Source organism: Paenibacillus sp. LX16 (assembly GCF_036252815.1).
Taxonomy (GTDB): Bacteria; Bacillota; Bacilli; order Paenibacillales; family Paenibacillaceae; genus Paenibacillus; species Paenibacillus polymyxa_B.
Genome location: NZ_CP141152.1, coordinates 2,555,984 through 2,571,201, shown reverse-complemented (window position 1 = coordinate 2,571,201; position 15,218 = coordinate 2,555,984). Strand labels below are relative to the sequence as shown.

Below are 15,218 nucleotides of genomic sequence, written 5' to 3'. Positions count from 1 at the left end.
GTTGGTTTAGGTGAGCCGAGATCGAGTAAATATGCTGGTATTGCAACGAGAAAATTCATGGGATAAGGAAGAATGGATTGTTCCTCTTGCCGCAGCACTTCACGGTGTGAATACACAGGAGGCCACTTGGACACCACCAGGTGGAGGAAACACGATTTGGCAAACGGTTCGTCACATTAATTATTACAATGAGCGTATTTTGAGACGTTTAACTGACCGACCTATAAGTTCAACTGAAATAAGCAACGATGAGACATTCGGTCCGCCAGGGGATGCTGAAGACCATAAAGGATGGCACGAGACGCTGAAAGAAGCGGAGGCTCTTGTAAACCAACTGCTTGTCGCCATTACTGCTCTGAATGATGCTGATCTAGATAAGCCTCTCGGCTCCGACACTCTCGGTGCTAAATTATCGCGGTGGACGCTGCACGATGCATATCATAGCGGACAAATCGTACTTATACGCAAACAATTGGGGACTTGGCGAGCTTAAAAATGTAATCTTAAATAAAAAGGATGAATTATGAAAAATTCATCCTTTTTTCTGTATGAACTGCTGGCAATGAAGCAATCCACTAGTCAAGATATTTTTTCTTTTTTTGAATCTTTAATTACATTCTTATTTTTATCTTTACTCTTGTCTTTATTCTTATCTTTATTTGTATCTTTATTTGTATCTTTGCTTGGGACGGAGACTTTCCTTTTTTCATTAGCCAGCTGCCAATAGCTTAACACTTTACGGTACATGGACTTATCTGTTAATTGATTAAAAATATAGGGGTCCGGCTTCGTATTCACCTCAATAATCCACGGGATAAAGCGATGATCCAGTCCAATGTCCACACCAATTTGCCGGAATTTCGGATATGTTTTTTGTAGTTGTTTGGCGATGGTAAGACCCAGTTCATTTAGTTTCTTAACCAGCTCCCCCTGCTTGCCTTGCGATAAATGGGATTTTAGTAACTGCTCCAAGGCCATCGGCTTACCACCACTATGATAGTTGGTCACGATTTTACGGGGATGACCAAGACGTCCAATAATTCCGGTAGACTCCCATAGCCCTTTTTCATTACGCTGCACCATGACCCGGATATCAAAATAACGCATTTGATGGCGTAGCAAATGGATTCCCTTTTGAATGAGATAACTTTTCTTCCCCGTATGTTTCGATAGGCTGGTATATAGTGCATCCAAATGTTTAAAATCTTGACGCGTTTCCTCATATTGATAGGCGAAACGCTGGCCGGCCTCCTGCTCTACTCTCATTACACCTTTACCAAAGGTTCCTCGCTCGGGTTTTACATAGACCATACCGTATTTCTCCAGCATTGACTTCAAATTTGCTTTGTTATATTTGCGAGTTTCTGGTACATAAGGTTTGATGCTGCCATGCTGGAGCAACAATTGGGTTTTATGCCATTTGCTGCGCAACGCCTGCGCTTGTGAAGAATTCACTTGCCCCTCTCCTCTCTACTTTCAGGTAGAACGCTCCTGTTAAAAAAGATCAATCTATCGTATGCGCTAACTCCCCATTCGAAGCTTCATCAGCCCTGTCCTGCATAGAAATGGACGTTTGACCTTGCCCGGTCGAAAACGCCTGTCCAAGCATACGATATTGGGAGACGCTGGGAGCGTATATTTGCACATATAGGGAGTGAATAACATGTCAGCGCAATCGGATGGGCCACGAGAGGGTTCCCTTACAATCGATGTTCTGATTCCCGCAATTGATAAAGATATTGCCACACTACCGCTGGTGATTGACAGTCTGCGCCGTCACGTTCAGCACCGAATTGGAACTATTTATATCGTTTCACCGCAAAGCACCGGGATTCGCTGTCTATGCGCAAACAAGAAATGTACATTTATAGACGAAAAAACGGTGCTGCCCATCACCAAAAAACATATTCATTACGGAACAACGCGCTGGGACCGCTCAGGCTGGCTGTATCAACAATTGCTCAAAATGAATGGCGACAAAATCAGTAAAGCCTCTTTTTTTCTCGTCATTGACGCGGACACGATTTTGATTCGTCCACATACGTTCCGTAAAGACGGAAAAACGATTTTTTACTACCGCAGCTGGAGCCAGCCTGAGTATTTTCGCACCCATCACAAGTTGATGGGCGTTAAAGCGCCCTCACCAAAGTCCTTTGTTACTCACTATATGCTTTTTGAAAAAGCGCGGCTTACCCAGCTCAAGCAAGTTATCGAGGCCCGGCATGGAAAACCTTGGTACAACGCAATTATCCACAGTATAGACCGGACAAAACAGTTTGGGTTTTCCGAATATGAAACGTATGCCAACTATTTATACAGCAATCAACCCTCTCGGATGATTTTGCGCAAGTCATTGAATAAAGCGATTCATAGTCGGGCTTCTTCCCTGTCGCAAAAACAATTGGATGTCTTGGCCAAGAGCTATCGTTCCTTATCTTTTCATCAACGCAAGGTGTACCAGCTTACTCCAAAAACAAAGATTGAATCATCGCTAAAATAGTTCTTAAAATCCTGCAAAATGATGCAGTCCAAAGATCTGCATTGAAGGAGGAAACGTCCGTGCGCATCGTATTGTTATGCGGTGGTGCCGGAAAACGGCTATGGCCACTATCCAACGAAATCCGGTCGAAGCTGTTTCTCCGGTTGTTGTCCGCTCCTGACGGGCGAAAGGAATCTATGCTCAGCCGGGTGTACCGTCAGCTCACCTTAGCCGGGCTGGATTCCTCAGCCCTGCTTCTGGCTCATCGGAGTCAGGTAAATCTAGCCTTTCGCCATACAGAAGGTCGTTTGCCCGTTCTAGGCGAACCTGCCAAACGGGGAACCTTCACCGCAGCTGCACTGGCGGCTGCTTATTTTCACACCAGAGGCACGGGGCTGGATGAAGTTCTCTGCATTGCTCCAGCGGACATGTTTGCGGGAGAGAATTTCTTCCATAGCATAGCAGCGCTCTCCGGCTTATTGCTTGAGAGCGGAGCCGATCTGGCTATGCTTGGGACAAGGCCTACTCATCCCTCCGACCAATACGGCTATGTCGTTCCGGGTCTGCAAATGATACGGGAAGGGAAAACTTCCTATGCGCAAGTTGCCCGCTTCACAGAAAAGCCGGATCTCTCCGGGGCACAACAGCTTATTCATCAGGGCGCGCTGTGGAACTGTGGTGTTTACGCTTTTACATTACGGTATATGCTGTCCTGTATGGAGCGAAGTTATTTGCCGCTGAACGATAAAGCATTATGCGCAATGTATGATAGCCTCCCGGTTCGCAGTTTCGACGAGGAGATTGCAGAGCGTGCCGAACATGCCATCGTCCTGCCCTACGATGGCGAATGGCACGACATCGGCAACTGGCAGGCTCTAACAGAGCAGCTAAGCAGCCAAGTGATCGGGCGTGGACAGATTAGTGGGCAGACTCGTGGCACGCACATCGTCAATGAGCTACCCTATCCAATTCATGTCATTGGCGTGGAAGATATTATTGCTGCTGCGAGTCCCGACGGCATTCTCATTGCGTCCAAGAGCCATGCCCACGTAATCAAGGAGCAGCTAGGTAAACTTCAGCTTCACCCCATGCATGGTGAAACCTCTTGGGGTAGTTACCGGGTGCTGGACGAATTTGATCATCGGAGTCTGAACGATATACTTGCCATACGGCTGACGGTACTGCCAGATCACCGCTTGAATGGCCGTATTCACGGCAGTGGACTTAAAGTATGGACGATTGTGTCCGGTCGTGGAGAGGTCATGCTGAACGGAGAACGTTTTGCTGCCGCAAGCGGTTCTGTATTTAGCATTCCGGTTGATACGTATCACACGATCCGTGCCGATCTGGATACACCACTGGAGCTGATTGAGATACGTCTGGGGAACAGCTTGGTGAATGCCTTCTATAAATCCGAGGCCTGACAACACATAGATATAATATCAGCACGCCACGGATTCTGAACGAAGGTCGCACATAAAAATCGCTCCTGAGCAAGGTGAAAAATCCTTGCTCCAGAAGCGATTTTATTTTGTAATGCAATATTTTCTGGAGGTAACAGTTCTAACCTTGGCAGATAAATAAACCTCGTTGCCTTTGACTATTCCGGCTTCTTTTAAAAAATGCTTTACGATCTCCAACTGATAGTGTATGCGTACTTTCTTGGGCAGGCTCCAACCCGTCTCCACGGTAACCGCACGTGCACCTAAAATACGGGCTGCAGCAGTGCGGGAGGAACCTGGAAGCTCATGCAACCGAATGTTGAAATGTCGGTCGCTCACCTGGATGGAGCGATTCATTCGCTTAATAATCCGACGAACCGTAGGAACCACGGGATTGGCCTTATTGGAGATTAGCGTTTGACCAAGCACCTTGGCATCCTTTTGTGACAATCCGTTGGCCTCATGCAAGTCGAGATACCATTCAGGTTGATGCTTTTGTGTTAATTTGAATAGAGCAACGGAAAGTGGTTGTGTTGCCAGCTGCTTTTTTTTGCGCGGAAAGGTTCGATTAAGATCAGGTATTCCTCTAATCCGTTTGCGGTAAGCCTCTTGGTTTACAATCGGTACAATTATAAGCTTACCCTGGCTAAATCGCAGTTTTTGCTGATTCAACAGCTTTACCAATTTCTCAGCAGCTCGTATGCTTGCTATTTCTTTACCATGTATCCCCGCCACCACCATCGCACACGGACCTGTCTGTCCCCCTGTCGCTACATAATAAGGAGTTGCCCAAGAAGAACCCTTTCCAAGCATATAACGTTTGACCTGCATCCCCATCACCTCCGTACAGGCTTTCGTTACCCTCTCTTCTGTTCTCGCCGACGGATGATTTCACGGTATAGTCTCAAGTAGTTGCTGGTCATCTGTTTGTTGGTAAACCTTTGGTTGACATATGAACGAAGCTGCGCTGGTGACGGATAATTTTTTTGCTGTGCCTTTCGTGCCATTTGGCTAACTGATTTGCAAATCAACTGTGGAAAGCCCAAGAGTACCTCGGGAACGGAGCCGTTTTTTAATGCTAGCACCGGTGTTCCACAAGCCATGGCCTCGACCATTACGAGTCCGAATGGCTCTTCCCACAATGTCGGAAACAATAGACATTCCGCATGCTTCAGCAGCTTCTGTTTCTGATCGCCTCCCACTGCCCCCACATACCGAATATTCGGATTACGCTGAATTCGTCTCTGAATCTCTTGACGGAAAAAAACAGGGGCTTTGATAGGACCTGCAATAAGCAGTCTTTTTCCTGTTCGTTCTGCAACCTGAATGGCCTGCAATACACCTTTTTCCCGTATGATTCTGCCCATGAACAGCAAATAGCCGCGCTTCTCATTGCTGAACTCGTAATCATGTGTGTTAATGCCGTTATAGATGTAAAATCCTTTACCTCCGCCCATCAGCTGACGTGCTCGTTTACTGACATATACCGGGTTTTTACCGTGTCTCTTCACTGGAAGATGCACCGTGCATACCGATGGACAAGGTAGCTTCCTACGCCCCACAGCAGAACGAAAGGTATGATCATGAATGATATGTGTGTCGGAAGGCATATGCCGGAGTACATATTGGAGGATCTGACTATGTTTCAAACCTTTGGGATAGGGAATCAACCGCGCGCTGCTCCTGCTCCCACGGGCGGCAAAAAGAGATACATGATGCCCTCGTCTCACCAATTCCTCCGTTAATTCATACACGACCTTTTCCGTTCCGCCCTTGTTGGAGGGTACCGGCTGTGCATCGGGATAGTTGGAAATGACCTGAACAATGGTTAGACGCCGTTTTTTGAGTGCTTTATTCTGCTTTGAAGCCATACGAATTCCCCTTCCTGACCGGAAATACGGTGTGATCCTTACAATGTCAACGGGAATCAGAGCATACTCCCGTACAAGTTATAAATTGTAGTATATAGGTATGTATATTTTGCGTGATTGCTTGTGCCAATCGTCTGCAAGTCGCTTTTTGTCATACGAGCCTATCTATAAGTGGAGTCTATGCAATTTGTCAAGCCAAAATTAAGGAGAAAATTCTCATCGTTTTCTAATAAATGACGACAAAGCGTTGGGGTAACAGGTTTGTAACCATGAGTGGTAAATTCCGGATATTTTATTTGTGTTATTGTCATTTCAGGACATCAACACAATACGAATAACGGAGGAATTTATATATGAAACATACTTCTAAAAAATTGTGGATGGGTATTTGCTTTACTATGACTTTGGCATTGAGCGCAGGGAGCTTCGTCGTCGGACCAGCCACCACTCATGCTGCTTCGGCAAGTAAAGCTGATCGGATTATTTCTAAAGGCTCCCAGTTTATGGGCGTGCGTTATGAGCATGGAGCCCCAGCTGGCAATACAAGCTCTTTTGACTGCTCTTCATTCACTCAATATGTATTTGGACAAAATGGTATCAAGCTTCCACGTTCGTCCAGACAGCAATCAACCGTTGGCACTTTCGTACCGCGTAGTCAGCTGAAAAAAGGCGATTTGGTCTTTTTCTATGCACCAATTCATCATGTAGCCATTTACATGGGAAACGGCAAAATTCTGCATACGTATGGTAAAGGCGGCGTAACGGTTACAGATCTAAATTCGGGATGGTGGAGTCGCAATTACACAACAGCACGTCGTGTCCTTTAGCATAAATTTTAGATGATTTCCATCCACCGAATGCTTAACTTACAAGTAACAATAAAAAGGCTGTTCCGCGAGTAGATATTTCTACTGGAGGGACAGCCTTTCCTGTTGTCTTTGAGGCAGCGTGACGATGACTACCGTTCCTTCTCCTTCTACGCTCTCCATGCGTATCGTACCCTGATGGGCATCTGTAATTGCCTTGGCAATTGGCAACCCTAGCCCGGTTCCTCCGGTTTTACGATGCCTGGAGCTATCTACCCGATAAAATCGTTCAAAGACCCGCTTGATCTCGCCCTCAGGTATTCCGATCCCATAATCCTTAACTTGGATATAGACATCCTTTTCATCTGTAGATAACCCTATTTCGATCTCATCCGAGCTGTATTTTAATGCATTATCCAGCAGGATCACTAGCAACTGCTTCATTTTTGTCAGGTTGGCATCCAGCCAAATTTCTTTCTCTTCTGTTAAAATCGAAATTTGACGATCATGTACAGACTTGAGATGCGCTACTACCTGTTGACAACAACCGATCATTTCGATCCTCTCATGCGGCTCAGGGTCTTTCTGCTGTGAGGAGGCAAGAGTCAGCAACTGCTGTGTCATCGTACGCATTCGCTGAGTTTCTTCATAGATCGATTCAATTGATTCCTTACGAATGTCCTCATCGCGCGTGCCCCACCGCCGCAGCATGTTGGCATAGCCCTCAATAATCATAAGTGTCGTATTCAGCTCATGTGAGGCATCTGAAACAAACTGCTGCTGACTCTGAAAGCTTTCTTCTAATCTCTCCATCATTCGGTTAAAAGTAGCGGTCATTTGGGACAATTCATCTTGATTGTGACCATCAACGGGGATTTTTTTGAATTTCAAGCTTCTTTCAATTTCCTGCATCGTTTGAATACTACTTGAAATCGGCAGTAATATCGCATTCGCCAAAATCGTGCTCCCTACCAAACTTAGCAACATAGCCCCTACAGTGGATGTGATTAGAATCGTATTTAAAATATCGAGATTGGTTTCGAGTGCATCCCATTTTTCAACAATCTCCAGAGTCCCCTTCTGATTACCCTCTGGAGAAAGCACAGGGAGATGGATTACCAGAATTTTATGACCCTGTACATCTGTCAGTTGAGAACTTTGTGAAGTGTTAAAACGTATATCGCCCAGCTTAAATCGGGACTGGCGACTTACTTCATACAGAAGTCGGGATTGCTGATCAAACACCCTCAGAATAGTATCTCCGGAAAGCTCATCTTTCAGTTTTGGACTCCATGCATTCTTCAGAATCATGGTGTGTCCGGTTTCGGCAATGATTTCAGTCCATTTATTTTGCAGCACTTCTCTTTCATTTCGCGTAGCGATTTTGACGAACAATAGGTGAACTGTAACATCCACAAACAGGAGTATCGACATCACTAAAATAGAACTGAGCAGGGTTATTTTGGTCCGAAGCTTCACTAGTCTTCCTCCCGAATGCAGTACCCAACGCCACGCACGGTTTTTATCAATTTCTTTTTGTATCCATGATCAATTTTTTTACGAACATACCGGATATACACATCTACGACATTCGTATCACCAACAAAATCAAATCCCCATACGTCCTGAATCATTTGATCCCGCTGCAATACCTGATTTTTGTGCTCCATCAGATAGAGAAGCAGATCATATTCTTTTGGCGTCAATTCGATTCGATTGCCCTCCCGCACCACTAACCGTGTCTTGCGTTCCAACACCAAGCTGTCCACTTGGAGCCTAGACAGCGGCTTATCGTCTTCTTGTAAAGCGGTAGCTGTTGGCTCCATTTGATGCCTCATACTGGCCCGCATCCGCGCTAATAACTCCTCGATCTCAAAGGGCTTCGTAATGTAATCATTGGCACCTTCATCCAGACCTGAAACCTTATCAGGAGTCGTGTTACGTGCAGTGACCATAATTACTGGTGTATGATTGTCCACTTTTCGAATCTGCTTCAGCACCTCGACCCCATTCATCTCCGGCAGCATGACATCCAGAATGATGATATCCCATTTACCAGCTAGGGCTTTTTCCAATCCTTCTCTGCCCGTCTGTGCGATTTCAACTGCATATCCTTCATGGGACAACTCCAACTGAAGCAATCTGGATATCTTCTCTTCATCATCAATAACCAGCACCGACTTTTCCATCGCAAAACCACCTATTTTCTATAGAAAAAACAAATGAGTAATGGAAATGACATTCATTTTTTATTTGATTTTAAGCTTTTATCCGTGTAGTCGCTCTATAATATAACTTTGTTATTCAATTTTTTGATGTTAAGGAGTAATTTATTCATGTTAATTAATGTAGACTATGCTTTATTTCACTGGATCAATGAACTGGCTAATTCCCTCGCCTTTTTGAATGGAACCATGCTTTTCTTGGCGCAATATGCACCATATTTATTCGGAGTGGCTTTGCTGATTTACTGGTTCACCTTTAAAATGCCGCATCGGATGATAGTTTTAGAAGCCATTATAACGGTTTGTATCGGCTTTGTAATTAGTTGGGGCCTTGGACATTTGTTTTACAGAGATCGGCCTTTTGTCGGACATTCAGTCATTCAGCTTATTCATCATGATCCTAATGCTTCATTCCCGAGTAACCATGCACTTGGAGCTTTTGCACTGGCTACCATTTTATGGATTCATCATCAAAAATTTCGTGTCCTCTGGGTTATCTTGGCTGTACTCATCGCAGTATCCCGCGTGTGGACCGGAGTGCATTATCCCTCGGATATTTTGGCAGGTGCGCTTATTGGTGCAGGTTGTGCCGTCGGCGTTCATCAATTCATTCGAAGCCGGAAGCTTCCTGGCATCTTCATGCAAGCGGCTATTATATTTTATCAAAAATGGGAGCAGAAGCTGGGGCTCAAGCCTGGTAAACAGGGCAGTACTAAGATGACTGAACACACTTCCTCTGTCCAAATGAAAAGCAGACGCTAAAGCGTCTGCTTTTTTATAAGCTTTATTATTTATGCTACCCGTTATGCTGTCGATTTGGAGCGAAGTGGTAGCATTCGTCGTTTTTCGTACCGCTGATAAAACCAAATACAAGCCGCCATCCAGCAGCCACTCATAAAATAGCCACCCACAACGTCGCTCGGATAATGTACGCCCAAATAAATGCGGCTCGTCCCGATTGCTACAATCAGCAGGCTGCTGAGTACAATAAGAAGGATACGCCCCAGCCTAGAAGGGACATGCTTCCACACTAAAAATGTCAGCGCTGCGTACATGCTGAAAGCTGTCATGGAATGTCCGCTCGGAAAGCTGTATCCATTCTCTTCAATAATACGGTTAATCTCCGGTCTCGCACGCTGAAAAAGCAATTTTAGTATCGTGTTCAGCATTACCGATCCCAATACACCCGCCGCCAAAAAAAGCAGTTCTCTGCGGTGTCCCAATACTCTATAGAGCACGAACATGGCAATTAAAATGATGATCACAACTGGAATCCCACTGCCGATCATGGTAAAAAATTTCATTAGACGGGTCATGGCGGGCGACTCCAGTTGTCCAATAGCCGAAATAATTTCCTGGTCAAAACGCCGAACTTGATGGTCACTCACCCATAATGCGACTAAGCCAAAACCGAATGCACATACTATACATGTGAGCAGAGCCAAGGAAATGGGCAGCTTTGTTGATGTTTGCTTCATTTTCTGTAGTTCCTCCATAATATTCATTACGTGATAAAACAAAGTCCAGCATTAGCTTAGATATAGGTCTTACTTTGCCCACTTTTCTCTTATCATTTCATTAAAAGAATTAGGCGCATCCCTGTTGGTAATCACTTCCACTCCCTTTTTACCAACATAACAGCGTCTTCGATGCAACGTTGAATGAGTTGAGAGCCTAATCCCAAACCCATTACACCCATCCATAAACAATGAATCACAAGTCCGCATGAACGGCGCTTCATGCTTGTTCACCCAGCGCATATTCAATGAATCCTATCCTACTGGTTTATTATCTTTTCTTAATTGTATGTAAGTCAAACCTTGGGAAAATTCATTTTCTGTCCAATTCAGCTTTTGTATATAGCCTGGTGCTTTTTGCATGCTTCTCATGCAATAGCATCGTTCCTCCCTTATTTGATTAAAGATTTCATATTGACTACAACATCGCAAGCGGAAGGTAGCGAAAAAGCAACAAAAAAGGACGCCATCTAAGCCTTATAAACGGCTCGAATGACATCCTATGATTACACGTGGCATACTACAAGTGCAATTCCCAAGTTAAACAAACATCATCTTCTATTAGGTTGGTGTGACTTTTCCAAGTTTAACCTTACTCTCTGCTTCCTCTATTGGATAGCGTCTGCGGAACCACAGAGACTGAAGCAGTAAAAAGGTGCCGCTTACTGTCCAATATAATGGCATGGCAGCAGGGGCATTGAAGGAAAAGACCGCCATCATAATCGGTGAAAGATAGCCCATGATCGCAAATTGCTTGCGCTGGTCAGGCGTCATCTGAAGCTGAGAAAGCTTGGCCTGTGCCAAGTATACAACTGCTACGACGATTGCCAAAATCCAGTCCGGCTGTCCGAGCCGGAACCATAGGAAGGAGTGAGACGCCAGCTCCGGGGTTAAGCGGATTGCAGTGTACATACCGCTCAAGATCGGGAGCTGAATGAGAATAGGCAGACAACCGATATTAAGCGGATTGAATTGATGCTCTTTGTAAAGTGACATCATTTCCTGCTGCATACTCTGCTGGCTGGTGGTATCTTTCTTGTTTTCATACTTCTTCTTAATTCGGTCCAAGTCGGGCTGCATGGCGCTCATCTTACGTTTCATCCCCTGCTGGGCACGCGTTTGACGCATCATAAGCGGGAGTAAGGACAGGCGGACAATGAATGTCAAAGACATAATCGCCAGCCCAAAGCTTCCACCAAACCATTGCGCCAATTGCTGAATAAGCCAAGAAAGCGGGAACACCACGTAATGATTAAAAAATCCGGGTGTCTGTGCATTTATCTCCGCAGCATTCGCACCACAACCAGACAGCAGCATGACCACCGCCAATACTACCATTAATCCAAATATCCGTTCTTTTTTACCCCAAAAGGTGAATCCCTTGAATCGTTTCATATGTTCCTCCTCGTTGATTGGCTGTGCCATCGTTCAACGAGGGAGAACAATCGGATGCATCTTCATCCGGCGCTTCCTTACGCCGGATATGTCGGGCCAGCCGGACAGGCATGTCCTGTCCACGGGCAGACATTGGCATCTGTGGAGAAGCATGAGACCGCACGGGCCCGCCTTCTACCCAGCATTCGGGTACATTGCCGTGCAAATGAGCGAGATACGTATAAGTCACTGTGCACAGCAAGCCGATTGTAAATAAATAAGGGAGTAGGTCCTGAAGCTCAAACAAGGGATTCACCTCCTTCGGTTTGTTGCCACAATTATAGCACGAAAACTAGACAAGAGACTAATCTTTAATTAGAGATACAGGTTGGATCACAAACCAAAGATTTCAAGCAGCATTCTCGCTGGAACAGCAAAAGGTTAACGGATAGCAAGCATACGATTCAATGCCAGTACAGCATCCTGTCTGATCTGAGCATCCACACGAATCACACCCACAGGCTCACCCCGATCAAACTGCTCCATTGCCCACAGCAAATGGGGAAGATCGATCCGGTTCATGGTCAGGCAGGGACACATATCGGGATTGAGCGATTCAATCTGCTGTTCAGGGTACTGCTGCTTGATTCGTTGCACGAGATTCATTTCTGTGCCAACAGCCCACTGGGTTCCCGGCTCTGCTGCGCGAATGGTATCGATGATGAATTTTGTGGAGCCTGCGCAATCTGCGAGCTGTACGACTTCATAAGAACATTCGGGGTGAACGATGACCCGGATGTTCTTATCACGCTCGCGGACGTTGCGAATATGATCTACTGTAAATTTTTCATGAACAGAGCAATGTCCTTTCCATAAAATAATTTTTACAGTTGCCGGGTCCTGTTCAGCCTCAAGCTGATCTGTCATTGGATTCCACACGGCCATTTCATTTAGCGGAATTCCAAGATCGTAAGCTGTATTGCGACCTAAATGCTGATCCGGCAAAAACAAAATACGTTCCTTTTGCTTCAGCGCCCACTCCAGCACTTGCTTAGCATTCGAAGAAGTCACGGTAGCCCCGCCATGCCGTCCTACAAAGGCTTTGATCTCTGCTGTGGAATTTACATACGTTAACGGAATGATCGTATCTCCTACCAACTCCTGTAAATGCTTCCATGCTCGTTCTGTCTGCTCCACATTCGCCATATCTGCCATCGAGCAGCCTGCACGCATATCCGGCAGGACAACAGTCTGTCGATCAGTAGTCAGCATATCCGCTGTCTCCGCCATAAAATGTACCCCACAAAATACAATAAACTCTGCTTCCTGATTTTGTGCAGCCATTTGAGCAAGCTGTAGAGAATCTCCTGTTATATCAGCAAACTGAATAACCTCGTCCTTCTGATAGTGGTGGCCCGGTATGAGCAGCTTGGGTCCCCATTTTTGTTTCAGCTCGACCACTCGCTGCTCCATGTCAGCAACTGTCAGTGTCTTATAATGCTCTGGCATAAGCCCTCGGTTTCCTTGTAAAACGTCAAGCATAGACATTAGAATCCCTCCATATCGATGCGGCTGATCGTTCCCGCTCTCACGAACAGATAACCGCTTTGTGTACATACATGTTTACAAGTGTCTTGACACTTATATTTACACATGCCTACAATAATCTCAAGAGTTTTTGAATGGAATTATTTTAAGCAGGGAGGATTTGGTGTGATTTATCTGGACTATGCCGCTTCCACACCTATGTGTGGCGAAGCTTTAAATATGTATAACGTATTAAATAAGGAAATGTTCGGAAATGCCAGCAGCCTCCATGATGCGGGCGGTCAAGCAGCCTACACGCTAGATTACAGCAGGCAACGAATAGCAAATATGATTGGCGGGCAAAAGGAAGGCATCTATTTTACAACAGGGGGAACAGAATCCAATATGTTGGTTGTGCAATCGATCCTGAACGGGTTGCCGCAGCATAAAAAGCATTGGATCATGAGCGCTTTGGAACATCACTCGATGTACAACCTTGCTACTTTGCTGGAACGTCAGGGCTATGAACTGACCATTGTGCAACCGGATCGGGAAGGACGAATGACTCGCGAAGCTCTTTTACCTCACCTGAGAGAAGACACCGGACTTGTCTCCGTACAACACGCTAATTCGGAAACGGGACTGGTTCAGGACCTTGCTGCCTTATCTCCCCTGCTACGCGAACGGGGTATTTTGCTGCACAGTGATGCGGTACAGACATTTGGAAATATTCTCGTAGATGTTGAAGCCATGGGAGTAGATGCACTCTCTGTATCGAGCCATAAAGTGTATGGCCCCAAAGGTGTCGGTGCTGCATACCTCAAACCCGGAACCCCGTGGCGTCCCGTGTACCCTGATACACTACATGAAAACGGATTTCGTCCTGGAACGGTTAATGTTCCCGGGATTGCAGCCTTTGTCGCGGCGGCAGAAATGATGACCGAACAGATGGAGTCGCATCAGGAGCGATATACTACCCTGAGAAGACACTTTATTACGAAAATCCAGGAAAGATCCATTCCGTTACGTTGGGCCGTACAGGAAAGCGAGAATAAAGCAGTGCTTCATCATATCGTAGGATGTTTTTTTCACGGTTACGAGGGACAATATGTTATGCTGGAATGTAATCGCAGAGGTGTCTGTATATCAACTGGAAGCGCATGTGCTGCCGGACACCACGATCCTTCGCCTGCCTTACAGGCGCTTGGAGCATCCGGCCGTGAAGCGTTACAATTTATCCGTGTTTCTTTCGGAAGAACGACCACCATCGAGGAATTGAATGTATTGGTAGATATTTTGACAGACCTGACGCATCGAAAAGAAAGGAGCTTATCCCGTTGACTGAATCTTTAAAACGGTCAGGTACGGATCGCCGCGAACAGCTACTATTGTGGCTCAAGAGCGAATCACCACTGACCGGGAGCGAACTGGCGCGCAGATCCTCCGTCTCCCGACAAGTAATTGTACAGGATATTTCCCTGTTAAAAGCAAGCCAAGAGCCTATCCTTGCAACAAGTCAAGGATACATTTATATGGAGCCTGCGAGTCAGACAACTCCCTTAGCCTCACGTATTATTGTGTGTAAACATCGACCTGAACAGACAGAAGAGGAACTAAAGCTGATTGTGGACTACGGTGTAAGTGTGCAGGATGTTATTGTTGAGCACCCGGTATACGGGGATCTGACTGCTCCGATACGGGTTGGAACTCGCAAGGAAGTGGACGATTTTATCCGTAAAATCAGCTCCACCCAGGCCACTTATTTGTCCCAGCTGACGGGAGGCATCCACCTGCACACCTTGAATGCCTCGGATGAAGATAAAATTAATGATGCCTGCGCTGCATTGGAGCAAGCAGGCTTCCTAATGACGGACTAACTTAGTGCGCTAGCGGAGTAAAGAAAATCCTGTCCAGTCCATGTGGAGTGCAACTGTGCTCCACATGGACGGTATGTAAGCAGAGAGAAATAAAAAATCC

At 45.8% G+C, this 15,218-nt stretch carries 16 protein-coding genes; 7 read left to right on the top strand and 9 right to left on the bottom strand.

Features of this window, described 5'->3' with window-relative positions; genetic code table 11:
* Nucleotides 1-10 precede the first annotated feature (10 nt).
* Nucleotides 11-493, top strand: a complete 483-nt coding sequence (locus T3H97_RS11580) for a DinB family protein (RefSeq protein ID WP_328802597.1) — start codon at nt 11-13, stop codon at nt 491-493.
* A gap of 86 nt (nt 494-579) precedes the next feature.
* Here T3H97_RS11580 and T3H97_RS11575 read toward each other — a convergent pair whose 3' ends face one another.
* The gene (locus T3H97_RS11575; protein WP_328802596.1) at nt 580-1,455 is read right to left on the bottom strand and encodes a YheC/YheD family protein; all 876 of its coding nucleotides are present in this window, start codon (nt 1,453-1,455) and stop codon (nt 580-582) included.
* 208 nt (nt 1,456-1,663) lie between these two features.
* On the opposite strand from T3H97_RS11575, the gene T3H97_RS11570 reads away from it, so the two are divergent.
* Nucleotides 1,664-2,500 (top strand): DUF6492 family protein, encoded by an 837-nt coding sequence (locus T3H97_RS11570; protein ID WP_328802595.1) that lies wholly within the window; start codon nt 1,664-1,666, stop codon nt 2,498-2,500.
* 59 nt (nt 2,501-2,559) lie between these two features.
* Nucleotides 2,560-3,903, top strand: coding sequence for a sugar phosphate nucleotidyltransferase (locus T3H97_RS11565; RefSeq protein WP_328802594.1), 1,344 nt, complete (start codon nt 2,560-2,562; stop codon nt 3,901-3,903).
* A gap of 102 nt (nt 3,904-4,005) precedes the next feature.
* On the opposite strand, the gene T3H97_RS11560 is transcribed toward T3H97_RS11565, so the two are convergent.
* Nucleotides 4,006-4,752, bottom strand: coding sequence for a succinylglutamate desuccinylase/aspartoacylase family protein (locus T3H97_RS11560; protein ID WP_328802593.1), 747 nt, complete (start codon nt 4,750-4,752; stop codon nt 4,006-4,008).
* 26 nt (nt 4,753-4,778) lie between these two features.
* Entirely contained in the window at nt 4,779-5,792 is a 1,014-nt protein-coding gene (locus tag T3H97_RS11555) for a glycosyltransferase family 4 protein (RefSeq protein WP_328802592.1), read from the bottom strand.
* Nucleotides 5,793-6,145: 353 nt separating this feature from the next.
* Between T3H97_RS11555 and T3H97_RS11550 the strand changes: the two genes are divergently transcribed.
* Nucleotides 6,146-6,619 carry a C40 family peptidase gene (locus tag T3H97_RS11550; protein WP_025721127.1) on the top strand — a complete coding sequence of 158 codons (474 nt, stop codon included), beginning with the start codon at nt 6,146-6,148 and terminating at the stop codon, nt 6,617-6,619.
* Between the two features lie 81 nt (nt 6,620-6,700).
* On the opposite strand, the gene T3H97_RS11545 is transcribed toward T3H97_RS11550, so the two are convergent.
* Both T3H97_RS11545 and T3H97_RS11540 read right to left on the bottom strand, forming a co-directional pair.
* Nucleotides 6,701-8,077, bottom strand: a complete 1,377-nt coding sequence (locus tag T3H97_RS11545; RefSeq protein WP_328802591.1) for a sensor histidine kinase — start codon at nt 8,075-8,077, stop codon at nt 6,701-6,703.
* Complete coding sequence (locus tag T3H97_RS11540; RefSeq protein WP_328802590.1) at nt 8,077-8,787, bottom strand: response regulator transcription factor; 711 nt, start codon at nt 8,785-8,787, stop codon at nt 8,077-8,079. Before T3H97_RS11540 ends, T3H97_RS11545 begins: the two co-directional genes overlap by 1 nt.
* Nucleotides 8,788-8,934: 147 nt before the next feature.
* Here T3H97_RS11540 and T3H97_RS11535 point away from each other — a divergent pair, with 147 nt between their 5' ends.
* Nucleotides 8,935-9,585 (top strand): undecaprenyl-diphosphatase, encoded by a 651-nt coding sequence (locus tag T3H97_RS11535; RefSeq protein WP_328802589.1) that lies wholly within the window; start codon nt 8,935-8,937, stop codon nt 9,583-9,585.
* 41 nt (nt 9,586-9,626) lie between these two features.
* Here T3H97_RS11535 and T3H97_RS11530 read toward each other — a convergent pair whose 3' ends face one another.
* The 4 genes from T3H97_RS11530 to nadA form a co-directional block, all read right to left on the bottom strand.
* Nucleotides 9,627-10,301 (bottom strand): phosphatase PAP2 family protein, encoded by a 675-nt coding sequence (locus T3H97_RS11530; protein ID WP_134902317.1) that lies wholly within the window; start codon nt 10,299-10,301, stop codon nt 9,627-9,629.
* A 600-nt stretch (nt 10,302-10,901) separates the two neighbouring features.
* Nucleotides 10,902-11,735, bottom strand: coding sequence for a membrane protein insertase YidC (gene yidC / locus T3H97_RS11525; protein ID WP_328802588.1), 834 nt, complete (start codon nt 11,733-11,735; stop codon nt 10,902-10,904).
* Nucleotides 11,701-12,030, bottom strand: a complete 330-nt coding sequence (locus tag T3H97_RS11520) for a hypothetical protein (protein ID WP_223830783.1) — start codon at nt 12,028-12,030, stop codon at nt 11,701-11,703. The genes yidC and T3H97_RS11520 overlap by 35 nt, the downstream gene beginning before the upstream one ends.
* Nucleotides 12,031-12,155: 125 nt before the next feature.
* Complete coding sequence (gene nadA, locus T3H97_RS11515; protein WP_328802587.1) at nt 12,156-13,262, bottom strand: quinolinate synthase NadA; 1,107 nt, start codon at nt 13,260-13,262, stop codon at nt 12,156-12,158.
* A 165-nt stretch (nt 13,263-13,427) separates the two neighbouring features.
* On the opposite strand from nadA, the gene T3H97_RS11510 reads away from it, so the two are divergent.
* On the top strand, nt 13,428-14,582 hold the full coding sequence (locus T3H97_RS11510; protein ID WP_103047506.1) for an IscS subfamily cysteine desulfurase: 1,155 nt from the start codon (nt 13,428-13,430) through the stop codon (nt 14,580-14,582).
* On the top strand, nt 14,579-15,118 hold the full coding sequence (locus tag T3H97_RS11505) for a transcription repressor NadR (RefSeq protein WP_328802586.1): 540 nt from the start codon (nt 14,579-14,581) through the stop codon (nt 15,116-15,118). Before T3H97_RS11510 ends, T3H97_RS11505 begins: the two co-directional genes overlap by 4 nt.
* The last annotated feature ends 100 nt before the right edge of the window (nt 15,119-15,218 follow it).